The sequence below is a fragment of the Limibacter armeniacum genome, assembly GCF_036880985.1.
GTDB classification, from domain to species: domain Bacteria; phylum Bacteroidota; class Bacteroidia; order Cytophagales; family Flammeovirgaceae; genus Limibacter; species Limibacter armeniacum.
This window is the reverse complement of the sequence record NZ_JBAJNO010000008.1, coordinates 1,594,522-1,620,277: the sequence shown is the minus strand read 5'-3', so window position 1 is coordinate 1,620,277 and position 25,756 is coordinate 1,594,522. Positions and strand designations below refer to the sequence as shown.

Annotated in this window: 23 protein-coding genes; 18 read left to right on the top strand and 5 right to left on the bottom strand. The window is 40.6% G+C overall.

Annotation, left to right across the window (positions count from 1 at the left end; all coding sequences use genetic code 11):
- Positions 1-90: 90 nt before the first annotated feature.
- Positions 91-2,988 carry a PAS domain S-box protein gene (locus V6R21_RS12720; RefSeq protein ID WP_334243997.1) on the bottom strand — a complete coding sequence of 966 codons (2,898 nt, stop codon included), beginning with the start codon at positions 2,986-2,988 and terminating at the stop codon, positions 91-93.
- Between the two features lie 310 nt (positions 2,989-3,298).
- Here V6R21_RS12720 and V6R21_RS12715 point away from each other — a divergent pair, with 310 nt between their 5' ends.
- The 3 genes from V6R21_RS12715 (at position 3,299) to V6R21_RS12705 (ending at position 6,711) form a co-directional block, all read left to right on the top strand.
- Complete coding sequence (locus V6R21_RS12715; protein WP_334243996.1) at positions 3,299-3,928, top strand: YdeI/OmpD-associated family protein; 630 nt, start codon at positions 3,299-3,301, stop codon at positions 3,926-3,928.
- A 49-nt stretch (positions 3,929-3,977) separates the two neighbouring features.
- Positions 3,978-4,418, top strand: coding sequence for an AAA family ATPase (locus V6R21_RS12710; RefSeq protein WP_334243995.1), 441 nt, complete (start codon positions 3,978-3,980; stop codon positions 4,416-4,418).
- Positions 4,419-4,707: 289 nt separating this feature from the next.
- Positions 4,708-6,711: an alpha-amylase family glycosyl hydrolase gene (locus V6R21_RS12705; RefSeq protein ID WP_334243994.1), complete on the top strand. Its 2,004-nt coding sequence runs from the start codon at positions 4,708-4,710 to the stop codon at positions 6,709-6,711.
- A gap of 76 nt (positions 6,712-6,787) precedes the next feature.
- On the opposite strand, the gene V6R21_RS12700 is transcribed toward V6R21_RS12705, so the two are convergent.
- Positions 6,788-10,201, bottom strand: a complete 3,414-nt coding sequence (locus tag V6R21_RS12700) for a TIR domain-containing protein (RefSeq protein ID WP_334243993.1) — start codon at positions 10,199-10,201, stop codon at positions 6,788-6,790.
- A gap of 440 nt (positions 10,202-10,641) precedes the next feature.
- On the opposite strand from V6R21_RS12700, the gene V6R21_RS12695 reads away from it, so the two are divergent.
- From V6R21_RS12695 to V6R21_RS12675, 5 genes are all read left to right on the top strand, one after another.
- Entirely contained in the window at positions 10,642-11,391 is a 750-nt protein-coding gene (locus tag V6R21_RS12695) for a DUF4231 domain-containing protein (protein WP_334243992.1), read from the top strand.
- 117 nt (positions 11,392-11,508) lie between these two features.
- Entirely contained in the window at positions 11,509-11,925 is a 417-nt protein-coding gene (locus V6R21_RS12690; protein ID WP_334243991.1) for a nucleoside 2-deoxyribosyltransferase domain-containing protein, read from the top strand.
- Positions 11,926-12,064: 139 nt separating this feature from the next.
- The gene (locus tag V6R21_RS12685; RefSeq protein ID WP_334243990.1) at positions 12,065-13,012 is read left to right on the top strand and encodes a zinc metalloprotease HtpX; all 948 of its coding nucleotides are present in this window, start codon (positions 12,065-12,067) and stop codon (positions 13,010-13,012) included.
- Positions 13,013-13,133: 121 nt separating this feature from the next.
- Complete coding sequence (locus V6R21_RS12680; RefSeq protein WP_334243989.1) at positions 13,134-13,502, top strand: hypothetical protein; 369 nt, start codon at positions 13,134-13,136, stop codon at positions 13,500-13,502.
- Between the two features lie 64 nt (positions 13,503-13,566).
- Positions 13,567-14,055 carry a hypothetical protein gene (locus V6R21_RS12675; protein ID WP_334243988.1) on the top strand — a complete coding sequence of 163 codons (489 nt, stop codon included), beginning with the start codon at positions 13,567-13,569 and terminating at the stop codon, positions 14,053-14,055.
- 40 nt (positions 14,056-14,095) lie between these two features.
- On the opposite strand, the gene V6R21_RS12670 is transcribed toward V6R21_RS12675, so the two are convergent.
- Genes V6R21_RS12670 through V6R21_RS12660 form a run of 3 tightly spaced genes read right to left on the bottom strand, consistent with a single transcriptional unit; the run spans position 14,096 to position 16,051 of the window.
- On the bottom strand, positions 14,096-14,644 hold the full coding sequence (locus V6R21_RS12670; RefSeq protein ID WP_334243987.1) for an RNA polymerase sigma factor: 549 nt from the start codon (positions 14,642-14,644) through the stop codon (positions 14,096-14,098).
- A gap of 25 nt (positions 14,645-14,669) precedes the next feature.
- Positions 14,670-15,581 (bottom strand): 30S ribosomal protein S6--L-glutamate ligase, encoded by a 912-nt coding sequence (gene rimK / locus V6R21_RS12665; RefSeq protein ID WP_334243986.1) that lies wholly within the window; start codon positions 15,579-15,581, stop codon positions 14,670-14,672.
- A complete protein-coding gene (locus V6R21_RS12660) occupies positions 15,578-16,051 on the bottom strand; it encodes an ATP-dependent zinc protease family protein (protein WP_334243985.1) in 474 nt (157 codons plus the stop codon). Before V6R21_RS12660 ends, rimK begins: the two co-directional genes overlap by 4 nt.
- A 591-nt stretch (positions 16,052-16,642) precedes the next feature.
- On the opposite strand from V6R21_RS12660, the gene V6R21_RS12655 reads away from it, so the two are divergent.
- The 10 genes from V6R21_RS12655 to V6R21_RS12610 all read left to right on the top strand — a co-directional run bounded on the left by V6R21_RS12655 (position 16,643) and on the right by V6R21_RS12610 (position 25,736).
- Positions 16,643-17,524 carry a universal stress protein gene (locus tag V6R21_RS12655; RefSeq protein ID WP_334243984.1) on the top strand — a complete coding sequence of 294 codons (882 nt, stop codon included), beginning with the start codon at positions 16,643-16,645 and terminating at the stop codon, positions 17,522-17,524.
- Positions 17,525-17,528: 4 nt separating this feature from the next.
- Positions 17,529-17,897, top strand: a complete 369-nt coding sequence (locus V6R21_RS12650; RefSeq protein ID WP_334243983.1) for a response regulator — start codon at positions 17,529-17,531, stop codon at positions 17,895-17,897.
- A 19-nt stretch (positions 17,898-17,916) separates the two neighbouring features.
- Positions 17,917-18,825, top strand: coding sequence for a mechanosensitive ion channel family protein (locus V6R21_RS12645; RefSeq protein ID WP_334243982.1), 909 nt, complete (start codon positions 17,917-17,919; stop codon positions 18,823-18,825).
- A gap of 213 nt (positions 18,826-19,038) precedes the next feature.
- Complete coding sequence (locus tag V6R21_RS12640; RefSeq protein WP_334243981.1) at positions 19,039-20,196, top strand: baeRF7 domain-containing protein; 1,158 nt, start codon at positions 19,039-19,041, stop codon at positions 20,194-20,196.
- A 121-nt stretch (positions 20,197-20,317) separates the two neighbouring features.
- Positions 20,318-20,776, top strand: a complete 459-nt coding sequence (locus V6R21_RS12635; protein WP_334243980.1) for a DUF2383 domain-containing protein — start codon at positions 20,318-20,320, stop codon at positions 20,774-20,776.
- Between the two features lie 156 nt (positions 20,777-20,932).
- Entirely contained in the window at positions 20,933-21,601 is a 669-nt protein-coding gene (locus tag V6R21_RS12630; RefSeq protein ID WP_334243979.1) for a hypothetical protein, read from the top strand.
- A 162-nt stretch (positions 21,602-21,763) separates the two neighbouring features.
- Positions 21,764-22,981 (top strand): sensor histidine kinase, encoded by a 1,218-nt coding sequence (locus tag V6R21_RS12625; protein ID WP_334243978.1) that lies wholly within the window; start codon positions 21,764-21,766, stop codon positions 22,979-22,981.
- Positions 22,982-23,130: 149 nt separating this feature from the next.
- On the top strand, positions 23,131-23,661 hold the full coding sequence (locus V6R21_RS12620; RefSeq protein ID WP_334243977.1) for a Dps family protein: 531 nt from the start codon (positions 23,131-23,133) through the stop codon (positions 23,659-23,661).
- Positions 23,662-23,691: 30 nt separating this feature from the next.
- Positions 23,692-24,129 carry a PRC-barrel domain-containing protein gene (locus tag V6R21_RS12615; protein ID WP_334243976.1) on the top strand — a complete coding sequence of 146 codons (438 nt, stop codon included), beginning with the start codon at positions 23,692-23,694 and terminating at the stop codon, positions 24,127-24,129.
- A 239-nt stretch (positions 24,130-24,368) separates the two neighbouring features.
- Positions 24,369-25,736, top strand: coding sequence for a sigma-54-dependent transcriptional regulator (locus tag V6R21_RS12610; protein ID WP_334243975.1), 1,368 nt, complete (start codon positions 24,369-24,371; stop codon positions 25,734-25,736).
- Positions 25,737-25,756 lie beyond the last annotated feature (20 nt).

Genomic DNA, 25,756 nt, shown 5'->3' with positions numbered 1-25,756 from the left:
TATAATCTCCAAGCTAGCCAACTTATCCCCCTCCCCAATTTTATAGCCATCGGAAAGTCATCCCCCCTTTTCCGGTGGCTTATTTTTATCCTAAAAATCTACTTGTTGCTTATCTTTTGTTTTAGACTTTTTTTCAGGTTGCTCAATTGGCAACACAATTTCAAACACCGTTCCTTCTCCAACTTTACTATTCACCTTGATGGTTCCTCCATGATCCTGAATGATACCAAAAGAAATGGATAAGCCCAGTCCTGTACCTTCTCCTACCTTTTTGGTCGTAAAGAATGGGTCGAATATCTTATTCTGAGTCTGCTCTTCCATTCCCATACCATTATCACGGATTGTAATGCTGATTGAAGGTACTTTTTTACCCTCGGCAATGGCTGTCTTAATTGTGATTACTCCTTCATCAGGAATTGCCTGAACCGCATTAGACAGGATATTCATAAATACCTGATTCAGCTTACCTAAATTACAGCTAATCTCAGGGATATTACCGTATTCCTTGATGATCTCTACCTTGTTTCTAATCTTGTTATTGAGTAGCGTTAAAGTGGCATCTATGCCCAGCTCAACATTGGCTTTATCAAAAACCTGATCATTGGTTCGGGAGAATGTTTTTAACTCCTGAACGATACTGGCAGTTCTTGAAGCCCCTTCTTCCACACCTTGAAGTAGCAACTCTATTTCTTCAAACAGGAAGGATACATCATATTCTTCCCACAGCTTCTGAAGCTCTTCCCCTGCATATTCTTCACGATAACGAGAAATCACTTCCTTGATCTCTGCCACGTCCTCTTTCAGTGGAGTCACGTTATTGAACACAAAGTTGATCGGGTTATTGATCTCATGTGCAATACCTGCAGTCAGCTGCCCGAGTGATGCCATTTTCTCCGCATTTACCAATTGGGCCTGCATCACTTTCAGGTTTTTATAAGCCTGTTCCAAATCAGACAGGGATTGCTGTACAATATCATGTTGCTTGGCTAGCTCACTATTTTTCGACTGAATTTCATCATGCGCCTTTTTCAGGCTTTCAGATTGTTTCTCCAGTTCCAGCTTCTGGTTTTCTATCTTCTTGGTACGCTGTTTTACCATCAACTCAAGATGATCCCGATAAACCTGCAACTCCTCCTCAATATATTTTCTTTCTGAAATATCACGAATACTACCCCAAAGACCTTTCAGGTTGCCATACTCATCTGTAATACTATTGATCCTCACTTCTACAGGAAGTGGGGTTCCATCTCTTCTTAGGTATTCTTTTTCGTAAGGTGCTGAGTAACCTTTTTCCTGAATTTCATTCAGTGAATACTCCACCAGACTATGCCATTTCTCTGGTGTAAACTCATTGACATGTTTCCCTAGTAACTGCTTACGGTTATCATACCCCATCATCCTAACAAATGTATCATTACAGTCGGTGATATAACGGTCAACAGACATCAGCACAAATCCATCTCCACTGGTTTCATACAGCTGACGGAACTTACTTTCTGACTCCATTAGCTGTTCTTCTGCTATCTTGAGTTCAGTTACATCAATAAAGAAACAGGTCGCACCGATGATTTCACCTTCTTGATTTCTGAATGGGTTATAGAACTGCTCGAAACTCAGTTCACCATACAGCTCTGTAATTGAGAATGCATCGCCATCCAATGCCCTAATCAAATGATACTCAAACTTCTCCAAAGTGAAGTGCCTATCATCAGCTTTATACTTTCTTTCAAGCGCCTTGTAGTTGGCAGGGAAAAATGAGAAAATGTCATTGCCTTTATGTGCTTTAGCTCCTGATATCATTTCCAATATCCTTCCAAACTCCGCATTGAAACTGATCAGCTTAAAATCCTTGTCAACTGTAAACATGAGTAGCCTTTCTGAGTTATCCAGAATATCTCTCAACAGTTCACTTGTATGCTTATATTCTTCCGCGATTTGCTTTCTGTTATTGATTTCCCTTCTCCAGTTACTTACCACATAGGACATCCCAAGAGAGATCACCACCAAAGCAGCAAATACAATCACCAGCAGGTAATTTCTTGTCTGCTTTGAAGTCTCCATCAGCAGGTACATCGGCATTCTAATTGACAAGAACCACGGCTCTGCCACCCCCCGAATATTCATAGGAATGAATGTCTCGTAATATTCTTCCTGACCGTCCCTATTAAAATGAACCCTAGAAATTGGTTTCATCGCAGCTAACCTACGACGCAAATTCTCGGGCATTTCCACATACTTACCTTCCCACTCTTCATGAGGGTGTGCTACGATCTGAAAATCATTAGAGATCAAAATGGTTGATTCCTGCCAAAACATGGAAGTACCATTAATCATCTGCTTGATCTTGCTCATTTTGATATCAGCACCGACCAAGCCAATCCTTTTTCCTTTAAGTGTGATGGGGGTTACAATTGTAAAAAACTCACCAGTTGAGACCTTGTGATCATAGTCATGGAAGATGTGGCGGGTATGAAGGATTTCTGTTTTATCTGATTTGAGATTCAGCTTATTGATTACGTTTCTGTAGGGCAATTCATCAGAAAGGAAGTCGTCTTTTCCGTTTTCTCTGGTCCTATACCAAAAAGGACTTACTTCTGCACTGTCTTTATTCTGATTGGCTAATAAACCTGCTTCTTTCAAGTATTCAGGTTCAAACGTAGCCCAAGTAGCATGGATACTACCATTATGAGAAAGCAAATGCAAAAGGCTTCGGTTCAGGATATCCAGGTCCAAATCTCCATCTTCACAATTCATCTCAACAAGCTCACCCTGATAGTCAACCTGATCCAAAACCAGCTCAACTTTTCCTTCGATCCCTTGTGCATGCTTTTCGGCTGTTGAAGTCATTACAGCAAATGCCATTTTCTTTGCCTGTTCCCCTGCCCGATAATACACATAAAATATTATCAAGCCGAAAGAAAGGGCTGTCAGCAGGAGCATCAACCAGAATGACTCGTTCCGTATTTTCAAAGGCTTTCTAAAACTCATCAGTTAGCGTCACAGTAATTAATCTTTCTATTATGAGTAACAGCACTTTACTCTTTGGGTCTGAGGTTAACTCACAACCCATTTTTTGTCTTACTAAATCACCAAGATATAAAGGTAGTGACGAATATTATTAACTACCAATCCTCACAAGGTAATTAGCGCAGACAAATCTTTAAGATTTCAGTAACAGATATTTGCATTTTATCTTTATTTTATTTCATTTAATTTGGATTTGAAGAAAGCCCCAACATAAACTTCTTCACCTGAAAACAAGACCCTTTTTCATTGTTCGATATTAAAACCAAAGAATATGATCGATATTTCTGCCATTACCCAAAAGCTTCAGCTAAAAGCTGAATACAATATATTGATAATCAACGCCCCTGAAGAGTACCTTCATTATTTAGGTTCACTGAATCTCTCATCGGTTGATACTGAGGTAGCTAAAGGACAGGCCTATCAGTTTGTTCAAGTTTTCGCTCACAATAAGGCAGAACTGAAAAAGCTGGTTCCTACAGCTGTAAAGGTTTTAGACAAAAAAGGGATTCTTTGGTGCTCCTACCCTAAAAAATCCAGTGGTATCAAAACCGACATTACTCGTGATACAGGCTGGAATATTATGGAAAACTTACAGTATGTACCTGTTTCTCAAGTTGCCATTGATGAAGTCTGGTCAGCGCTGCGCTTTCGCCCTTTGAATGATGTGAAGCTTACCCGAAGAACACAAGGAGTCAGAAGGCCTGCGATTGAGGTACCAGAGGTATTTCAAAATGCACTAAACGCAAATCCGGAAGCTAAAGAGTTTTTTGAAAAGCTGGCTTATACATACCGAAAAGAATACGCACAGTGGATTGGTGATGCCAAAAAAGACGAAACAATCCAGTCACGAATAAAAAAGGCTATTGAACTGCTCAAAGATGAGCGTAAACTCAATGCCTAAGTACTGGCTTAGCCATTAAGCTAACCGTACGACTTTCAACCACTATCAGATGAGAAAAATACTTGTCCTTAGAGGCTTACCAGCCTCTGGCAAAACAACTTTTGCCAAAGCATTGCTTGAAAAAGAGCCTAATGTTTGGAAACGCGTCAACCGAGATGAAATGAGGGAGATGTTGGACAGTTCCGTTCACTCTCCAGATAACGAACGATTTGTCCTCACTTTGAGAGACTGGCTGATAAGGTCTTCAATCAAGGCTGGCAGGAATGTTATAGTGGATGACACTAACTTAGCCCCTATACACCTCAAGAAAATAAGGGCTATTGCACAGATGCTAGAGGTTGAAACGGGAGAGGAAGTCACCGTGTCTATCGAAGAGTTTGATACGCAGCTAGAGGAGTGTATTCAACGTGATGCTCAAAGGCAAAACTCCGTTGGGGAAGAAGTCATCAGGCAAATGTATGAGGAATATTATGAAAATCAGGAGGAGTAATTAGCTCCTCTTTTTCTTTGGTTTGTACAAAAAACATTCGATTCTCTTTTATTTCAACCCGTTGAAAATATGGTTTCATTCTCATTAACAAAAAAAGTGATTGAGATCATGTAATCTTAACTTTCCTCACAATATTTTCGGACATATTCAGTGGATTCCCCACTAAACATTCTTGGAAAAAGTCTAAAACACCTATATCAAGAATGACCAATTCTTTTTAAAACTGAAAATTTCGAAGAAGATACATCAACATCACTTTTTGGGCTTTATACCTCATAAATACATTGACATGACATCACACCAATCTATCCTTAAAAAGATTCTTGACTACTTGACTAAACATGAAACCGAAGAAAAAAGGACTTACTATGTCCCTGGTCTTTGGTTAAGTCAGGATAACCCAAGTGGTCCAGTAGGTGTAAATCCAATAAGTTGGTTTAAAGAGGCAATTGAAGGCATTTTGGCAAGTGCTCAAAGTGGAATTGATTACAATAAACCTCTCTCCAAAATCCAGAATAAAGTCCACGGAAGAGGTGGAGACTGGACCTATACAGGACATTTTTACAATATTTTCCCAAGACAGACTGCTGCCTATGACCACGACAATGATGGGCTAATAGGTACACACTCTGATGATCTCACAATGAGTCAGAATGGCTTTAGGGAGACTGGTACTTTCCTTAAGTGTATAGCACTGTTGCCATATATCAAATCTTTGGGAATCAACACTGTCTATTGCCTGCCATTGACCAGTATCGGGGAAGATGGCAACAGAGGGGACTTGGGATCACCATATGCAATCAGAAACCAATACAAGCTCGATGAACTGTTAGCAGACACGCTTATTCCATTTTCTGTGGATGAACAGTTTCAGGCGTTTGTAGAAGCTGCCCATATGATGGGAATGCGGGTAGTAATGGAGTTTGTACTCAGAACAAATTCTTTAGGAGGTGATTGGGTCATGGAGCACCCTGAATGGTTTTACTGGATTGATGCCACACGTTCCCATGAATATCACAGTCCAGAATTTCCAGAAGATGAATTAATTGAAATAAAGAAAATCCCTAAGGGAAATGGTACATACTTTCCTCCAAGTACTACATACAGGTCGCTTTTCAAAAAGCCTCCAACACCCGAGCAGATTAAAATTGAAAATGGAAAATATGTTGCCTACACAAAAGAAGGGAAACTAATCATTCCTGGAGCCTTTGCTGATTGGCCGCCAGACGATATACAGCCAGCATGGACAGATGTGACCTACTTACGGATGTACAATTACCCATTTGCGAAGGACGAGAATGACTTCAATTACATCGCTTACAATACCATACGGTATTATGATCCGCAATTGGCAAAACCTGCGAATGTTAACCGTCCACTCTGGGACAGGTTAGCCGGTGTTATTCCACATTATCAGACTAGCTTTGGTATTGATGGGGTCATGATGGACATGGGGCATGCTGTACCACAACCCCTAATGGAAGAGATTATAGGAAAAGCAAGAGCTATTGACCCTGATTTCGCATTCTGTGAAGAAAATTTTGACATTACCTTAGCTAGCCGAGAAGCTGGCTACAATGCGGTACTGGGACACGAATGGAGAGTCACTTCAAAGCCCGATGGTATCCAAAGAGTAATTGAAGATGCAGCCCAATGGTTAGCAGTTCCTTTTTATGGAACTCCTGAAACACATAATACACCTAGGGCAACACAAAGAGGAGGAATCGCACATACCAAGTGTACTTATGTGATTAACAGTTTTCTACCAAACTGTATTCCTTTGATTCATCAGGGTTTTGAACTGGCTGAAGACTGGCCTGTCAACACAGGGCTGAATTTCACCAAGGAAGAAAATGACTACTTCCGAGACAAGCAACTTCCCCTCTTTTTCAAAAGTGCTTTGAATTGGGATACTGACAACCATATTATTCCATTTATCCAACAGGTAAGTGAGTTAAGGGAACAGTACAACAGCAACTTACTGCCTGAAGGGGAAAACTTTATTGCCAATGGTAATGAACATTCTATCAAAATACACCGTCCTCATGGTGGGTTTGGACACGTCATCGCTTTTGAACGGTTTGACCCTTGGCAACAACATGTCTCATTACTGATAGTTGCCAATACCAATTTCAGCCATTCGGAAGAGTTTTACCTGCACATTGAAGGTACATACAACAACAGTTATTACGACCACCTTTCAAGCATTCACTATACCTTCCATGACAGTTGGGTATCTGCAAGGCTAGAACCAGGTCAGTGCATGGTTATGAAAATCAATAAGCACTGGTAATAAATTCTTAAGGACAAAAAAGCGGTCTTTCAAGGTTAACTGAAAGACCGCTTTTTAATTAGCTAAGTACTTGCTTTTATTGAAGCTCTTCGATTGACTTATCCTGCAAAGACATGATAACTGACTGCTTAGAGAATGGATACCTGTAAAGCAAACCAGCATCAGTACATACCATCAGGTAGTCACGGTTTGGAGTCAAGGCTGCTTCATATACAGGAATGGAGAATTCTAAAAACGCCACTTCTTTCTTTTGCTCAAATATCTTAAGCATGTTATACTCTCTTTCAATTACAATGTCAGTATATGCCTCTGGTAATTTGAATTTCAATGCACCATGTTCTTCTGCGACATAAGGCATCACCTTCCCAGTTTCCAAATTCATTACCTGTGATTTATTGGCTGCTTCCGTATCACCTTCCGCAAACATCGCCCACTGCTCATCAGAAGAGAACAACACTCGCTCAAATCGGTTCAGGTCACTTGCAAACAATGCATTTCCTTCAAAGTCAAAACCTTTGATCTGAAATTCTTTATTTACTGCCAAGGTGAATTTACCAGATGGAGACCTGTAAATATGTTCGATACCTTCACTCAACAAATCGCCTACTGTTCCATTTTCCAAGTCCCATAGCGCAATTTGCTGATTTCCGGACTGGTTTGTCAAAAGCTTGGTTCCATCTACACTCAAGGCTGCTGACTGAACTTTGTAAGGTAAATGCCACTCTCTTTCTTTGTCATCTACCACTACCAGATGTTCATTGTTCCACGCCATCAGACGCTTTCTATCCGTTGAAAGCACAAAATGGTCATATGGTTCCAACTTATCCAGCTGCATGAAAAATGCATTCTTTTTACCTGACTTATTTTTCCAGTTTGAAAGCTTTTCCTTCAGCGCTGCTTCCTCAATGGTGGCAGACATATATTGTTCTCCTGCATTCCAGCTACCTCTTCTCAATAGCACATCAACCTTCTCTGCTATTGGATCCTTTTTGCCTGCTGTCTTCCGATGAACGCTTTCTTTTGATACTAACTCATTACTGTTGAGATCCCATACCCGAATTTCTTTCTCAAGGAGTATTTCCAACTGATTACCGCTTTCAGAGAAGTTAAAGCTGATAGGGTTACCTGCATGTTTCAGCTTTGTAGACTTACTTTCCTTCAAATTGTAACAGTAGCTTCCACCCGACTTATCATTGGCCATCACCAAATACTTTCCATCCTTTGAGAAAGCGGCAGGCCATGTACCCTGATACGCTCCATAAAGTTGACCATCTCTTAAAACCATAATGACACGAGTACGCCTGTTTTCCCCTTCAAGTTCCATCAGTATTTTCTCACTATCAGGCGACCACATTACTTGACGAATATTCTCACCCGTATATGCCAACTCAGCCTGTAGTACACCATTGAAATTCCACCTTACTGCTACACCATCTTTATCAAGGGAGAGAACTTCAGAACCATCAGGTGAGATCAGTACTTGACTAACCGCTTTTCGGTGTTGCTTGAAAGATGCCTTTCTAAATGGCTGTTGTGCATAAATGCTCTTAGCCGATTCCAGCACAGCTGCTTCAACTCCCTTCACATCACTTCCCATAAAATAAGCCGCCTCAGCAATACGCATTGCCTTCGTATGGTCTTGAGCATCTACCAATGCTTGATGATGCAAATAAAGTAACTGATTAACCATGGCTTCCTTAGCCGCTGCTTCAGCGTCCAAGGTTTTGTTATCTACCACTTCCTGAGCGACAATCGCTTCTTCCTTCTTCTCCTCTACTTGCTCTTTCGCTTTTTGAAGTAACTCAGTCAAAGAAGCCACCTCAGCCTGTACCTGCTCCTTTTGATACAATGCAGCGTTTTTATCCCTTTGTGCTTTTTGTGCTTTATTTAATGCCAACTGCTTTTCCTGTTCTGCAATTGCAAACAGACGCTCTGCCTCTGATTTGGCATTTTCGGCTTCCTTTTGTGCATTCTCAGCTACTAGTAAAGCCTGTTCAGCTTTCAACTTTTGTTGAACAGCAGCATTTTTAGCCTCCTCAGCAGCTAACAACCCCTTCTCAGCATTTTCCTTCTGAAGCCATGTATACAGACACCCTGAAGTTGCCGCAAACATCAATACCGATGAAGCGACCAACAGCCCTTTCAGCTTCTTATTCGTCTTTTGGTCTTTTTCAGCCATTGTAATCAAGCTCTTATCGCTTTCATTTATTAGAATTTCATTCTCCTGCGCTTGCTCCTCAAACTTCCTGCCTGAGTGCGATCCCGTACCCTGTTCAGTATCATTAATCGCTTCGGGTGCTTTTAAGCCCTTTAGCTTTAACAACAACTCATCTGTACTCTCAAGTAAAGTTTGTTGTAGCTGATCGAGCCAATTCGGTAAAGACACTACAGAAATGTCCTCAATAGGATATGTAAATATCTTCTTGCCCAATGAGGCAGCATACTCTACCTCTTCCTGACAATATTTTGATTTAAGAGAAGATGATGTAAGCAACAACAATATTGTCCTAGCATTTTCAATCCCCTTTAGTATCTCTTCTTTATAAACGGTTCCTTTCCCAATATCATCTACATCTGTCCAAGTAGTGAGCAAATGTGTTTGCAAATATCGCTGAACCTCCCTCATTTCCTTGAGATCATTGTTAGCATAGCATACAAAAAGGTCTGCCCTATTTCCATTCATATACTTCTTACTGGCATTGATATACTCAATATGCAGATCTGACAATGTACAACAGTATTCTCCCTGCCAATCTCTAACTTTCTCTACCCAATCATCCACTTGTACATTCCCTGCCAAGAGATACGTCTCTTCCTTATCAAAAGCCAACCACTCTAGCCCTTGCTTCAAGATCTCAGTATGCATATTGACCAGATCAGCACCTGATTGAAATATTTGCTGAAGCTGCTTTAAAACCTTTTCTGACAGATTTACACTTGACGGGGCCTCCCACTGTCGCAGATACGCTAGGTCCTGATGCTGCTCCCACTGGTTTTCATAGTTAGCAAGCCACTTTGCCAAGGCTTCTGTATCAACCTCTTCTTCAGCATCAACCCACTGGGAATGGTTTCTCAGAAAATCAATTGCCTCACCAAATAATGTTGCCTGATGAGTTTTCCCATCCCGTTTGCATTCCTCCACCAAAGCGTTCCAATCATCTTCAGTAGGATTGATATGCAATACAGGGACAATTCGTTTGCCTAGTTTTATGGCATAAGCCAAGACCTCGATACATTCAGGGGTTCTTAAAGCATCAGGGGAAATGATAAACACAAAGTTTTGTGCAGATGCAATACTTTCATGACTCCACTCCGAAAAAGTAATATCCGCAGGCCTGTTGACAGGTTCAAACCACGCTCCTGAATACGTTTCATCCTGCAAGAGCGTAAAATATTGGTGAAGGCGTGCAGCTAAAAGCAAGCTTTCATTTTTGCCATATGAAATAAACATCCCTTTGGAAAGGGAAAAGCTGTTTTTAGAAATCTGCATGTCAGTTTAGTCAGTAGCTATTTTAAAGGGCTAAAAAAATCCGTTGACACGTTACTATACTTAAGAATCATGGCCAACCACTTTTACATATCTACTTAATGCAAAATAATGGAATCAGGTATTGCAAGACTACACCCCCATATTCTATAATTAATCAAATCAGAAAGTAACATTTCGGGGTTTAAATTGGGAAGCCTTACTGAAAAATGCAAAAAATTCCTCCTTGCTTACCAAAACTGATTTTTTATATTAATTTGTCACACTTAAATGGGGCTTTCCTTTGAGGAGATTTCAATTGTATCAAGCAGCGTGAATCACCTATTAACACCAAAACATAGAATGTTACTAAAACTCACGCAGATTTTGGTATGCCATAAGAAGCCCACATAAAATTTAGCTAATCATAATTTTAATTTCTGCTACATAACCCAACTAACTCTATGAGTACTGAGAAACAAAAAATTCTAAACGCTGAAACCAATTCTCCAGATATAAAAAGAACGCATGAAGAAAGCATTGAACATGATACAGAAGTAAACATATCGGAAGCGTCCTACAAGAGAGAACAATATGAAGGTGCTGCCAAGAACATGCAACCCCTTTCGCGTCAAGCACCTCTGCTTACTGATGATATTTATATTAATGAGCGGCTGGATGGACCTGACGGACAGATAACATACTTTGATCGCAAGAGTACTTTTCATAAAAACCGATATGAGCTACTCAAGAAAATTGAATTCCTGATTGCTTCTTCGGTGCCAGTCATTATCACGTTCAGCACAAGCTCCTTTACTGATCAACCAATCTTTGGTGATGACAACTTTAAAATCTCCACCATGTTACAAATACTAGCAACAATTGGTGGCGTTATTGTCGTTATAATGAACAAACTCTTGGAACTGGGAGAACATCACAAACTGTGGAAAGAATATCGGGCAACGGCTGAAGCGCTCAATCAGGAAAAATACCTGTACATGACGAAAACAGAGCCATATGATGAGGATGATGCTTTCCCTAAATTTGTAGAGAAAATTGAGAACCTGCTGAATATGGAAAACCAGAAATGGCGTATCTCTCAGGCTGGGTCCACTAAAAAGCAATCTGTCAATACACAGTGGAGTCAAGGTGTAAAAGATATTACCCGTGAAAAGGAAGAAATCTTTCACAATCAGCAAAAACGATTGAACTGATTTTGAGCACATAAAATTGAAACCTTTATTGCCCAAAATCAGAGGATGCAGCCTTCCACTGAGTAGGCTGCATTCAAAAACTAATAACTAGCAAGCATTTTAAACGAACTACCTTTTATGAAAGTATTTTTGGGTGGGACAGTCAATAATTCAAGTTGGCGAGAGGAACTGATCCCCATGTTGGTAATAGATTACTTCAACCCTGTTATCAAGGAGTGGGATGAAGAGGCTTATCAGATAGAGCTAAGGGAAAGAGAAATATGTGATTATTGCCTATACGTTATCACACCAAAAATGGATGGAATCTATTCTATTGCTGAAGCAGTAGATGACTCCAATAAACATCCTGAAAAAACAATCTTCTGCTTCTTGCTTCAAGATGGTCTAACTACTTTTACCTCCCATCAGATCAAGTCACTAGAAAAAACCAAAATCATGATCATTAAAAACGGAGGTTTGGCTTTTGATACGCTAGAAGAAGTCGCTGGATTCCTCAATGCCTCACTTCTCGGAACAGATCAACCTTTGATCTAAAATTCAGTCATTTTGACATTGTTTTGTATTTTTTAAGGTAACATATGTCAAAATGACGCAACTCAAGCTGGTTTTTATCGGTAATTAAAGATGGAATATGGATTGACCATGATCCATTAGAGCAAAATCGGTAACAACTATGAAAAAGGACTTATTTATATATCAAAAACTTAGAAACCTACTTCATACCTCTCTTTACTTTGGGGTCATCTTCGCATTGTTGGCATTATTAGGTCACCTGCTTTTAGGGGAAAATGGACTATTACTTGCCATGATGCTCGGAGGAACAGCATTATTACTTGCTCCCAAGTTTTCGCCCAAACTTACATTAAAAGCAAACAACGCAAGACCGCTACACCCTCATGAGGCTCCTGAACTTTTCAGAATGGTTGAAGCGCTTTCTGCAAAAGCTCATCTACAGAATATACCATCTTTATATTGGATTCCTTCTCCGCAGCCAAACGCATTTGCTATCGGCACGAAGTCCAATCCTTCCATAGCTATGACGCAAGGACTTTTGGAGATACTGGACAGAAGAGAGTTGAATGGTGTATTGGCCCATGAGATCAGCCATATCCGCAACAATGATATCCGTATCAAAACCATTGCTGCATTGGCTGGAGGCATGACTCGATCTCTATCCTTTGCAGGTCGTGTAATGCTTTTCCTAAACTTCCCACTATGGCTATTTGGATACGTGTCAATCTCTTGGTGGGCAATTCTGTTGTTGTTGGCAGCACCCAGTATCAATAAAATGATACAGATGGCTTTGTCCAGAACAAGAGAATTTGAAGCTGACCTTGGAGCTGCACAGCTAACAGGAGATCCAGAAGGTTTAGCTAAAGCACTCCAAAAACTGGAACTGATGCAGGCAAATCAATTGATCAGAATGTTACTACCAACCTATAAGCCTAGCACTTACAACTGGTTAAGTTCTCACCCTGCCACAACTGAACGTGTAGACAGGTTAAGACAACTGGCACTTCGAGAAGAACCTGTCGTAATTGTAGAAGAAGACCCTCGTCAGAGCAGGTATTACAAATACAAAAAGTCAACTCAGCAACCTGTTCAAACGATTTACATATAAAAAATCATTGGTTATAGATACTCAGAAAAGCAACCACATAGCATGGTTGCTTTTTTTTTCATCAACATTTTCGGGTGCCTTTAGTTCCTACCTAAAAGTACAATCTCTGAAGTACAGTATTATGAAAAAAGATACCCCAAGACAAAAGGTTTACTTTTCACCTGAGACAGCTGGTGAAATAGAGGCTTTTCAAGGAGAAACACTACGCCCTATCCTCAAGGAACTGCATCATACAATCATAAAGCTTTACTACCACTATTTGGATCATTTTGGCATTGACCTTCAACAGCAATCTGACAGTCAACGAATGGACTTTGCTGAGAATGCACTCAAAAAAGACAGCACGCTTAAAAACATCCTGATTGGCAGTGTAATAGGGCATTTGAATGAAAATGAGCTTGAATTTTACCTTTCCCATGAAAGTGAGCTAAAAAAACGAATTACTGCATTGCTCATCAAAAGAATACAGGACAGTATCAGGCGGAAATAATTTTTTTTTCAAAAGTGATGTGACCTTTTCCTGTTTCTCCGTCATATCTGAAAATAATACAGATATGAAAAGCATTCTGAAACAAACAATTCTGACGCTTGCGCTGGTTCTGGTAGGACTGGGCGCTGCATTTGCAGAGAACAATGTTCCTGCTCCCGTTCTGAAAGCATTCGCTTCTCTTCACAAAAATGCTGAACCGTACGAGTGGTTTGGTGATGGCAAAACGTATTTCGTTTGTTTTGAAGAAGGCCAGCAAGAAGGTTATGCAAAGTTCTCAAGTGATGGAAAATTACTGGAGCAAGGGTTAATGATCAGTGAAGATGATACACCAGAAAACACCATGATGTTGTTTGAGGATGCTTTCGAAAGTGGCACTATTACAACTGTATACAAGGTTACAAAAACCGATAAGATACTCCTGATGGGTAGTGACTACACCAACAGGTTTTTGCTTTACATCACTAAAGATGGTGAAAAAGTGAAACAGGAAACTTTCCCCGGCCCTGAGGAAGCTGAACTTGAGCAAGAGTTCAACGATGGAGGTGACTTTTAGTCTCTTTACAATTCAGGAGTTATAAAAGAAAATGCTGGAGCTACTGCCCCAGCATTTTCAGTTTGAGATATTGTAACTTTTGCCTTGATCTCTTCAGTCGCATTTTCACAGTACTTTCTTTAGCATCTGTCAATGACTGGATCTCCCTGATCGTCTTTTTCTGAATATATTTCATCTCCAAGATTTGTCGATCTTCCGCTGAAAGTTGACCTAACAACTTAGGCAAGTCGTCCATTGAGATAAATAACTCCTCTACACACTCATCCTCTCCTTCCTCCTCTACTATATCCGTAAACGCTTCTATAGTAAAGTTTGCCAATTTCTTTCGTATCCGAATACGATCGACACAAGCATTCGCTACGGTCTTTTTCAGCCAAAATGGAAAGCTGGCAGGGTTCCGGAGTGAATTGATATGTAAAAACATGGAAATGGAGATTTCCTGAAAAAGATCATCCGTATCAGCATCTCCAACCATTCTTAAGCACTGCCTTCTGATAATATGCTCTTGTTGTCTGACAAGTACCTCAAAAAGGCGGTCATCAAACCTCTCCTGAAGCTTAACAACCAACTGTTCTGTTGTCATTGACATGGCTGTACCATGAAATCAGCATAGGTTACACCCCAACTTTATCTTTTTTCGATCGCTCATCTTTATGGATGTTCTCCTCGATAAACTTGACGATTTTTCCAGCAATATCGTTTCCTGTTACGGTTTCAATACCTTCCAGTCCTGGAGAAGAGTTTACCTCAATAATCAATGGACCACGAGAAGAACGTAGCATATCCACACCTGCAATAGACAGTCCTAAAGCCTTTGCCGCTTTCACAGCAGCAGACTTCTCTGCTCTTGTCAGTTTTACAAGTTCTCCAGCGCCACCTCTGTGCAGGTTTGAACGGAATTCACCTTCTTTCCCTTGACGTTTCATGGCCCCAACCACTTCATTACCAACCACAAAAGCACGCAAGTCAGCACCTTTTGCTTCCTTGATAAACTCTTGTACGATAATGTTGGCTTTCACCCCATAGAAAGCTTCCATTACAGACTTGGCAGCACTTTTGGTCTCTGCCAAAACTACACCCAGTCCTTGAGTTCCTTCCAACAGCTTAATGATCAGTGGAACACCACCTACATGCTGAATAAGGCTCTCTATATCAGAAGGATGCTTTGCAAAAGCGGTTTTCGGGATGCCAATACCATGCTTTGACAGAATTTGCATACTTCTCAGCTTATCTCTTGACCTTACCAGTGCCAATGAGCCAAGTGTAGTGTACACCTTCTGCATTTCAAATTGCCTGATCATAGCACTTCCATAAAATGTCACAGAAGTACCAATTCGAGGAATAATAGCATCCACATCTTTTACCTGTTCAGCACCAAGGTAAACATGTGGCTCACCACTTTCCATCACCATATAGCCTCGTGTATGGTCAATCAGCATTGATTCATGTCCCGCCGCCTCAATAGCTTCCAGTAATCTTTTCGTTGAGTAAAGGTTTTTACCCCTTGACAATACAGCAATTTTCATTTTTCGGAGTCGTGATTGTTTTTTTGTTTGAAAGATAAATTGTCTTTTGACACATCAACCAAGAAATTCTTCTTCAGTAGACGTTTTCCTAGCAAAATTGGGAACTTCATGCGTTCTCGGTCTGCTAAGGTAAACTCTGTCGTATATGCCTTTCCGAAGATTACCACTTCTGCAGTGATCACATAGCGATATTCGGCACTACCTGAAGTATTTTTTACTTTCCGCTCCTTAAAGTTGCTTGTGGTAAAGACTTTTCCATTGTACTGCCGATGTTCAGGATCCAGCAATTCAAAACAAATAAGTTCTTGCCCTTCCCGTTCGATCAGCTTCACCTTATGACAGTGAATTGCTGATGTCTCAGCTCCTGTATCAATTTTACAGGCAATGTCTTGTAAATGTAGTTGCGGAATATCAACATGATCTGTACTTCCGATCAGTACTTTTTCCGCTTTTCTTGTCACTTTTTTCATTTAATAATTTGCTTACAGACAAATCAGCATTTATAGCAATAAAAAAATATATAAAAGGATTGTCCAATGTTGTCTTAAAAACCTGACAACTTCCTTTTTAACGCTCCTTACATTATAACAGGAACTTCCAAAAAATCAATATTTTATTCCAATTTATAAGTATTTTAAAAATTTATAAAAAATGGAACCATTATCACCCAAATACTTCTCTCCTCCCTTAAAGTCAACTTCTGGATGGTAAACCTACTACTGATCAACCTGAATTTGTGATACAAAAAAGTAAGGGTAGAAAGGCCTAGTTTCGGTGCCCGATTTAGCTATAAAAATGGAATATCACAATAAAAAGTTCTTCACTTGATTTTAATTTTCTGAGAAGAAAAAATACGTTTACTGTTAAACACTTGGTTTGCTATTTTTTAGTGATTTTTTAAGCTTATTTTTTGTAGAACCAGCACCACACGCTGTTGAAATATTCCCTCACTTTTCATCCTCAACTAAGGATAAAATAACCTATTTGGTCAATGGCACATTTCTTCTTGTTTAAAAAGCACATATCAGAAATCGATTTCCCACCTAAAGCAACCTGAGAATATGAAAAAGATCATTGTACCTACAGATTTCTCTAAAGAGTCTGCCAATGCCACAGCTTATGCTATGCGGCTAGCTGAATCATTGCAAATGCATGTCGAGCTTGTGCATTTACTGAATGCCAACACCTACGTTTCTTACGTTCGAGCTTATGTTCCTGTTTATACCCCAGAAATGGAATACCCACGTGTACAAGAAGACATTCATATTGCCGAAAGCCGTATGAACCAGTTTATTACTTCCATCAATGAGTCCACTCCGTCTCACCATGCCGTAGATGACTATACCATCGAATACGGGTTTGTCAATGACTTTCTTAAAAACAGAAGCCATAATCAGGATGTTGCCTATATTGTAATGGGACAAAGGCAGAATAAGGACTGGCTTGAAAAGCTGTTCAGCAGCAGCCATGACACCTTATGGGAAGAGGTTGAGGTACCGATTTGGGTAATTCCTGACTCAGCACATTACAGTCCTATCAAGAATACCCTTTACCTGACCGATTATGAAGACCAAGACTTTGAGGTACTTTCCAAGTTGGTCAGGCTCGTAGCGCCTTTCCAGTCTCAGATTCAGGTCTTGCATGTAAGTGAATCCAGCGATGATGAGGCACTGGAACAACGAAAACAGTTTACACATGGTCTTATGGAAAGACCTGACCTGAAACCAATTGTAGAAGACTTACATGTCATTGTTTCAGAACATGTGGCACAGTCAGTCACTGATTATGTAAGGATACACAATGCTGACCTTGTCGTCTGCTACAAGACTTCCAAAAATCTGCTACAGCGATTCCTTGACAAATTCGTGTATGAGGACGTAATTGATGATGTCAGCAATAAGGTCGCTGTACCTATTCTTATTTTTAACCAGAAAAGCAGTTAAGACCATGAAAACGTCTCCTCGCCTTCTGGTAATAGACGATGAGGATTATATCTGTAGGCTACTACAAATGTTCTTCACTCGGATGGAGTTGTTCACAGACACTGCCTCGTCCATTCAAGAGGGCATGAAACACCTCACGAACCATGATTATGATCTTGTAATCATGGATGTACATCTACAGGAAGGTAAAAGTACTCCTCATATACCAGAAATTAAGGAACAGCAGCCTGACGCCAAGATCATTGTCATCAGTGGCGCGGCATCTGAAACAGACATTGAAGAAGCACTCTCTGCTGGAGGTGACACCTTTGTGCCCAAACCTTTTGAGCTGGAGGAACTAAAAGCGACAGTGGAAGAAATAATTGAAATGTAACAACCCAAACCTAATCGATATGAAGAGCATAGAACAGGCATACGACTTACTACTAGAAAAACTAAACTCATGGCTGGAATCTGCCATCTTGATTTTACCAAACTTCGTTGTCGCCTGTTTGGTGGTCCTCATGTTTTACTTTCTCGCTAGAGGCTTTCACTCTGCCACCAAAAATATATTGCAGCGCTTTAAGTTTGATCAGGAAATTGGCGGACTCATTATCAATATCTTTTACATTATCATCATGATTGCAGGGGTTTTCGTCGCCTTAAGCATCATGCAGCTTGACAAGACCGTCACCTCACTGTTAGCAGGTGCCGGTATCGTTGGTTTGGCTATCAGTTTTGCTTTTCAGGACATTGCCACCAACTTTATCTCAGGAGTGATCATCGCATTCAGGAAACCTTTCAGGGAAGGAAACTTTGTTGAGCTGAATGGTCAAACTGGTCATATCCGCAGAATCAGTCTCCGATCAGTACACTTGCATACTTTACAGGGGCAAGAAGTCATCATGCCTGCCAAAGAGGTGCTACAGAATGCCATTATTAATTTTTCGAGTTTCGGAGAAAGAAGGGTAGACATTCCCGTGGGTGTCTCTTATGGTGACGACCTTGAAAAAGCGGCAAGAGTAGCCATCGAAGCAGTCAACAAAGTGGAAGAGCGTGATCCTGACAGGAAAGTGGAATTATATTACGACGCCTTTGGAGATAGCTCCATCAACTTTACGATAAGGTTTTGGCTTGCCCAAAATACGGTAAGAAGCTTTCTGCACGCAAGACATAACGCTATCATAGAAATTCATAAGGCTTTTAATGAGCACGATATTACGATCCCATTCCCTATCCGTACTTTGGATTTTGGCATTAAGGGCGGTGAGAAATTGAAATCCATGCTCAATGGATCTGTCAACCAAAAAATTGAGAACTAAAACGATAATTTCAATCCATAAATATTAAGGCCGTCACTTAGGACGGTCTTTTTTCATTTACTGAAACCAATGTGGAAAACACACCACACTTGTGTACCTACCAACACATCCACATACCGTCAAATCGGGTTTATCCCCACATCCCACAAATGGCACATTTATTTGACTATCAATAATATAAATAGACTATTAAACTCAAAAACAACTACTACTATGAAACTTTTCAGTGAGAACAAATTTAAAGAACTAGCAAAAATCAGAGACAAGCTTTGTATGACGATTTATATCCCAACTTCAAGGGCAGGTAAGAGAGTGCTTGAAGGAGAAGGAAAAATACGATTGAGAAACCAGCTAAAAAAAGTGGAAAAAATGCTCGACCAAAAAGGATTGGACAACAAGGAGCGTGAACAGTTTATGGAACCTGTTGTAGCATTGCTTGACGATCATGTACTATGGCACCACCTATCTGACTGTCTGGTCATTTTCAGAACCTCTAAGATGATGACCTTCCACACCCTGCCTATTGAGACGGAAGAAATGACTTATATGAGTGACAGGTTGTACCTGACACCTTTGATACCTCTTATCAATGGTGTATGCAGATTTTTCATTCTTAGCCTGAATCAGAACAATGTTAAGTTCTTTGAGGGAACTCGATATAGTATTGCTGATGTCTATATAGAAGATATAATGCCTCAAAGGCTTGCAGAAACAGAACGCTTTACCGAGAAAGAAAGAAGCTTGCAGCACCACAGCTCAGGCGGTACAGTCTATCATGGTCAAGGCAAGAACAAGGATTACAAAGAAATTGAACTGGAAAACTTCTTAAGAGAAGTTGATAAAGGCATGATGAAAATGCTTCATGATGAGGATGCGCCACTGGTGATTGCTGCAACACCAAATGTTGCCAGCAGTTTTATGAAAATCTGTAGCTACCCGCATGTACATAAAAGGTTTATTACAGGTAACCATGAAGGTGTCAACCGTACAGTACTACATGAAAAAGCCTTGCGAGTACTCCAGCCAGTATTGGACACAGGCAAGCTAAGTATCTTGCGAAACTACAAAAAGTTGCAAACCAAAGGTAAAACCACCGCAGGTGTATGGAACTCATTACCTAAAGCATTGGACGGACGTGTTGAGGCACTACTGATCAACAAGACATCAAAAGATATCTTCGGATATTATGAAGAGAAAACCCACTCAGTATCTCCAGCTTCCAAATCAAAGGTTAGTGATCCAAGTGACGCAGAAAACCTTTCGCATATGGCGATCATCAACACCATTAACAATGGAGGTAAAGTCTACATGGTAGATGACCGACAAATGCCTGTGAATCACACCCGAATGTGTGCCATTCTCAGATACTAGTAAAAATTAACCGCTATCGTTTCAAGGTACCCTTTACCCTGAAACGATAGCATTGATTTATACATATCAGGTTGTTTTCAAGGAACAACACCCAAAAACCAAACTTATAACTTATACAGCTATGGAAGATCAAACAACTGCTAGAGCTCTCCGGAAAATGGCAGGCGCCTGCAACAATTCAGCAGCCATGTACAAAGACATCTCTAAACTGACAAGCAGTGCCACTGTACAGGAAGTCACCTCCAAATGGGCTGAAGAATGTCAGGAAATGAGAAACAGGATTAACGAACTGATTCGGGACCATGGTGGAGTACCGGTTCATCTGGAAGATATTGACAATATATTGGAAAGAATGTGGCTCAAGTACTCAGATATGCTCAAAGACAGAACAGATGAAACTTTCATCGACATTTGTTCAGAAATGGAGAGGGATAACTTTGAAACTTTCAAGCAAGTCATGGATGCTCACAAAGACATCTCGAGCAACACAATTATCAAGTCACTGTTCAATATGATATCTGTAAGACTTGGAAAGCTGTTTGATCTAAAGCGCCATGAATCTGGGATTCCGTCAGACTGACTGACCGAAATCTATTTCAACAAGTACATCTTTGTGTTCCGCTATCGGTGCCGTGCTTTTGCCGCTAGGTTATTACTCATTGCCCGATAGCCTTTCCCACTATTACATCATTTCCTTAAACCACTATTATGAACCACAAAAAACTCCTAAGAAGCCATGAAAAATATTACTTATGTATTCAGTCTGCTGATCATGTCAGCACTATTTGCCTGCGACAGCCCAAACGATAAGGTAAGACAGGAAAGCCTTGAACTCGATAAGGAACAGGTTACCTCCAGAGGTACTGAAATGGACGACAAAGACCTAGAAGTCATTACTAGAGGATATGAACTGGACAAGTCCCTAAAAACAGCTGAAGATACCGCTCCCAATACTTTGGTCATTACAAAAGAGGAATACTATTCTAATGAAGGAGTAGTGAAAGATGAAAGTGAAATCGCATCTGAACAAATCACGGAAGATCAGGTAAAAAAAGAAGTCAGAGAAGCCGTTTCCATGATTGAAAAGTTTGTCACGCAAGAACGTGCCATCATGTTCAACCAACTCAACACAAGGCTGGACAGCATCGACAACCAAATTGATGAACTCGAAGCACACCTCAGTGAACATACTGAAAACCTACAGAACAACCTGAAAGACCTTCGGGAACAGAACACTGAACTGAGAGACAAAATCAAAACATTTGGTGATGATAACCGCATCAATTGGGATCAGATGGAAAATGAATTCAACATGTCCATGGACAGCATTCAAGAACGTTTGGAAAAAGTCCTTGATGAGGAACGGAAATACAAGGACATGAACATCGGTGGTAAAAAATCGTAAATAAGTTTATATCAGGCGGTCAAACTATTAAAAATTGCTAATCTGAATGCCAATAGTTTTTAATCAGTTTATTCTGCCCTAAATTAATATTGGAGGTATGATCAATCATACCTCTTTTTTTGTTTTCTACATATTCAGCATATACTATCAGGCAAACCGGAAATGAAACTCAGAACGCTTAAGATCTTAAAAGAAAATAGAGAGGAAATTATTGTTGAATGGGCCAATACACAGCTCAACTCATATGATGAGGATGCTTCCATGGATATACGCCAGCAATTCGAGAAAGACTCTGAGGAATTGCTTGACCTAATCATTGAGACTTTCTCACAACCCAACGGGAAAGAAAAAATCTATGAGCAAATGCGTGGGGTTATTCTCAAGATTACCCGCCAGCGTATCAACATGGGACTCCCCATTCAAGAAGCTTCTTACTTTATGTTTTCCTTAAAAAACATTCTGATTTATTATCTGGAAGAAGAGTATCAGCAAAACCCCGGATTATGGTTGGACGAAATCCGCGCCATCAATGAGTTGACAGATCATTTGGGGACAGCTGCGATCAACACCTTTGTCAAGGAGAAACCATTAAGAGAACTTTCAAAACAGAATGAACGCCTGAAAGAGCTGAACGGTCGCCTATTTGAAAAGGAAGACCACCTTCGTGAAGTAAACAAGCAACTGACAGAACTGGTAGCCAGACTCTCCAACCAAAACAAGGAGCTGAATGACTTTGCCCGCATTGTATCCCATGAACTCAAATCGCCACTCAATGTCATCTTTATGGCAACAGGCATGATGGAGTCATTCCACAAGGATATCCTCACGGGGGAAGTTGGAGAGATGTACGTCATGATAAAGGATGCGGCAGAAAGAATGAAAAAGATGATTTACGACCTGCTTGATTATGCAAAGTCTGCCGTTCATGAAGATGTAACCGAATTGCTGGATCTTAATAGCGTCATTGACGAAGTCCTGCCTGTATTACCCGTTGATGAAACAGTAAAACTCAATATCGAAAACCTGCCTGAAGTCAAGTTTGATAGAACTGCCCTTACCCAAGTAATACGCAACCTGCTAAGCAATGCCATCAAGTATGGAGACAAGGAACTCACGGTCATCAACATTGCCGCCGAGGAGCAGGAACAGTACACCGTCCTTAAAATTGAGGACAACGGGTCTGGAATTGACAAAAAACACTTCAATGATATTTTTGAACTGTTCAAGACACTTGGAAAAGAAGCTAAAAAAGGCTCAAGCACAGGGCTCGGGCTACCTTTGGTCAAAAGGATTATCAACCGAAACAGAGGCAAAATAAAGCTGGAGTCAGAACTTGGTGTAGGTACCACTTTCTACATCAGTTTTCTCAAAAAACGTTAGCCGCTTGTTGAAACATCTCAACAGGTGTGTACCCAAATACACACATATCCCCCGATTTTGGGGCTTCTGAAGCATTCCTGCCACATGGAATGCTTTTTTCATATATACAGGTGTACACAATTAATTATTTAAACCTAAAAACACAGATTATGAATTACACTGAAAATATGACATCGAAAGATATGGTGAAGGAGAAAAATGCTGACTTACAAAAAGATGTAAATATTGGATTGAAAAAACCCGACCGTAAACGTGTCGCTACCGGATTGTCACATCTGTTGGCAGATACCTACGCCTTAATGATCAAGACACACAACTACCACTGGAATGTTACGGGGCCTATGTTCAAACAGATCCACGAACTGACAGAGGAACAATATAACGAGATGTTTGAAGCGATTGATGAGATAGCCGAAAGAATCAGGGCACTAGGATTTATTGCGCCAGGTTCACTGGGTGCTTTCTCAGAGCTTACACAAATCAGGTCAGGTAATAGTGAGTGGGGTGCAGCAGAAATGATTCAGGACTTGGTAAACAGTCATGAAACATTGGTAAGAACTGCTAGAGGCATTACCGAAGCAGCTTCATACATGGATGATGAGGCAACTGCCGACCTCCTGACCAACAGGCTCGGTGTCCATGAAAAATATATCTGGATGCTGAGAAGTTTCTTGAAATAAACAAACACCACAATTTAAAATGCTACAGCTATGAAAGAGTCATTTCTCATCAAGGCCAGTGAAATAATGGACCGTGATGTATTTTCAGCAGATAATTATATGGTAGGGCGTGTTGTCGACTTGGCAGTCAACCCGACTTCAGGTTTGATCTCACACGTCGTAGTCAATGTAAAGGACAATATAGAGCTATGTAGGGCTTTCCCATACAGGTCTTTGGCTGTCAGGGAAGTGGATGGATTTATGAAGCTGTTCCTGAAATATACCGTTGATCAGGTTGGATCAGTTCCAGGTATGCCTCTGAATGACTGGGTTTCTGTTAGAGAAGCTACCAGTATACCAGTGTACAACCTGACTGAATCAAGAACTGGTACAATGCCTTCTGAAACTTATGGAATGGGTGATGCAGGTATTGGCGGACATACTAGCATTGAGAAAAACAGGAAAAGTGACACCGATCGACTGCTTTAGGGCAGTACCAATAATGTAGCTCATACTGAGGAGGCACACACCTAGTCGTGTGCTTCCTTTTTTATTTGATTTGATCACACGGTCATCTTGGATTGACTAAGCTCGCAGTTCACACAAATTTGTTTTTTCTTAAACAAGCAACATTTATACACTGTTAATTTGTTGTAAGTTTAAATAATACCGTACCTATTACGGAATCCAAAAGCTTTATACTATACCTATTCAAGGAGGTTGACAATATGACCAATAAAACACAGAACACGAATACGCGCTCTATCCTGATAATTGACGATGATATTAATATTTGCCAGCTGATGGAGCGGTTTTTACAAAAAAAAGGGTTTCAGACTGCTGCCTATTCTTCAGGTATTGAAGCACAAAAAGCGTTAATACATGCTCGCTATGACTTGGCAATGATTGACTTCCGACTTCCGGATGGGGACGGCCTTGAATTGCTCCGTAACCTCCGCAAAATTCAGGAAGACCTGAAATGTATTATCATGACTGGTTTTTCGGATGTGAAGCTGGCGGTACAATCCATCAAGCAAGGAGCTAATGACTACGTTTCCAAGCCTATTTACCCTGATGAAATACTGGCGTCAATCAACAGTGCGCTTACTTCTGCCAAAAATGTAGAGACAGAAAGCCCTCTTCACAAGAACTACATTAAAGGGCGAAGTCAGGATATGGAGAGGTTGATGAAGCATGTCGATAAAGTAGGGCCTACTGATCTCTCTGTACTGATAGAAGGAGAAACTGGTAGTGGTAAAGAATACCTAGCACGAAGTATTCATGATGCCTCCAATAGACGCAACCAACCATTTGTTGCAGTTGACTGTGGAGCCCTTACCAAGGAGTTGGCCAGCAGCGAGCTGTTTGGACATGAAAAAGGTGCTTTTACAGGAGCGGTAAGGAACCATACCGGTTGCTTTGAGCGAGCAAACGGAGGAACAATATTCTTGGATGAAATCGGTAACCTCGACTATCAGGTACAGGTCAAGCTTTTGAGAGTAATACAGGAGCGGGTTTTTACCAAAGTAGGAGGACAACAATCTATTGAGATTGATGTGCGGATTATTGCGGCCACCAACGAAGACCTGTTACAAGAGTCTCATGAAGGTAGTTTCCGTGAAGACCTTTACCATCGTATCAATGAATTTAGCTTCCATATCCCACCTTTAAGGGAAAGGCCTGATGACATTATGCATTATGCCCATTTCTTCCTCGAGCAAGCAAACAAGGATGTGGGTAGCAATGTAGAATCATTTTCAGAAGAAGTAATCAGGGTATTTATGGCTTATCCTTGGCCGGGTAACCTGAGAGAGTTGAGAAACGTTATCCGAAGGGCAACATTGCTTACAGAAGGAAAAGAGATACCAAAGGATGTGTTACCTTTCGAAATGACAGACAGTTCAGCTATGGCCTCTACCCTTTCAGACAACATACCTGGCCCTGATTTGAAATCAGCCACTGAACATGCTGAGAAAATCGCCATCCAAAATGCCTTGAAAGCCTGTGATGGAAATAAAAGCAAGGCAGCAGAATTGCTTAAAATTGACCGAAAAACCCTTTACAATAAGCTAAAGGAATATGATATAGGACATTAAAGTAACGTGAACTACGGATT

Excerpts from the sequence above, each read along its gene's own strand:
- V6R21_RS12615 (WP_334243976.1), top strand. The coding sequence starts at position 23,692 with ATGAAAGAGTCATTTCTCATCAAGGCCAGTGAAATAATGGACCGTGAT.
- V6R21_RS12645 (WP_334243982.1), top strand. The coding sequence starts at position 17,917 with ATGAAGAGCATAGAACAGGCATACGACTTACTACTAGAAAAACTAAAC.
- V6R21_RS12715 (WP_334243996.1), top strand. The coding sequence starts at position 3,299 with ATGATCGATATTTCTGCCATTACCCAAAAGCTTCAGCTAAAAGCTGAA.
- V6R21_RS12655 (WP_334243984.1), top strand. The coding sequence starts at position 16,643 with ATGAAAAAGATCATTGTACCTACAGATTTCTCTAAAGAGTCTGCCAAT.
- V6R21_RS12705 (WP_334243994.1), top strand. The coding sequence starts at position 4,708 with ATGACATCACACCAATCTATCCTTAAAAAGATTCTTGACTACTTGACT.
- V6R21_RS12700 (WP_334243993.1), bottom strand. The coding sequence starts at position 10,201 with ATGCAGATTTCTAAAAACAGCTTTTCCCTTTCCAAAGGGATGTTTATT.
- V6R21_RS12690 (WP_334243991.1), top strand. The coding sequence starts at position 11,509 with ATGAAAGTATTTTTGGGTGGGACAGTCAATAATTCAAGTTGGCGAGAG.
- rimK (WP_334243986.1), bottom strand. The coding sequence starts at position 15,581 with ATGAAAATTGCTGTATTGTCAAGGGGTAAAAACCTTTACTCAACGAAA.
- V6R21_RS12720 (WP_334243997.1), bottom strand. The coding sequence starts at position 2,988 with ATGAGTTTTAGAAAGCCTTTGAAAATACGGAACGAGTCATTCTGGTTG.
- V6R21_RS12630 (WP_334243979.1), top strand. The coding sequence starts at position 20,933 with ATGAAAAATATTACTTATGTATTCAGTCTGCTGATCATGTCAGCACTA.
- V6R21_RS12710 (WP_334243995.1), top strand. The coding sequence starts at position 3,978 with ATGAGAAAAATACTTGTCCTTAGAGGCTTACCAGCCTCTGGCAAAACA.
- V6R21_RS12660 (WP_334243985.1), bottom strand. The coding sequence starts at position 16,051 with ATGAAAAAAGTGACAAGAAAAGCGGAAAAAGTACTGATCGGAAGTACA.
- V6R21_RS12650 (WP_334243983.1), top strand. The coding sequence starts at position 17,529 with ATGAAAACGTCTCCTCGCCTTCTGGTAATAGACGATGAGGATTATATC.
- V6R21_RS12635 (WP_334243980.1), top strand. The coding sequence starts at position 20,318 with ATGGAAGATCAAACAACTGCTAGAGCTCTCCGGAAAATGGCAGGCGCC.
- V6R21_RS12620 (WP_334243977.1), top strand. The coding sequence starts at position 23,131 with ATGAATTACACTGAAAATATGACATCGAAAGATATGGTGAAGGAGAAA.
- V6R21_RS12680 (WP_334243989.1), top strand. The coding sequence starts at position 13,134 with ATGAAAAAAGATACCCCAAGACAAAAGGTTTACTTTTCACCTGAGACA.
- V6R21_RS12610 (WP_334243975.1), top strand. The coding sequence starts at position 24,369 with ATGACCAATAAAACACAGAACACGAATACGCGCTCTATCCTGATAATT.
- V6R21_RS12685 (WP_334243990.1), top strand. The coding sequence starts at position 12,065 with ATGAAAAAGGACTTATTTATATATCAAAAACTTAGAAACCTACTTCAT.
- V6R21_RS12695 (WP_334243992.1), top strand. The coding sequence starts at position 10,642 with ATGAGTACTGAGAAACAAAAAATTCTAAACGCTGAAACCAATTCTCCA.
- V6R21_RS12675 (WP_334243988.1), top strand. The coding sequence starts at position 13,567 with ATGAAAAGCATTCTGAAACAAACAATTCTGACGCTTGCGCTGGTTCTG.
- V6R21_RS12670 (WP_334243987.1), bottom strand. The coding sequence starts at position 14,644 with ATGTCAATGACAACAGAACAGTTGGTTGTTAAGCTTCAGGAGAGGTTT.
- V6R21_RS12640 (WP_334243981.1), top strand. The coding sequence starts at position 19,039 with ATGAAACTTTTCAGTGAGAACAAATTTAAAGAACTAGCAAAAATCAGA.
- V6R21_RS12625 (WP_334243978.1), top strand. The coding sequence starts at position 21,764 with ATGAAACTCAGAACGCTTAAGATCTTAAAAGAAAATAGAGAGGAAATT.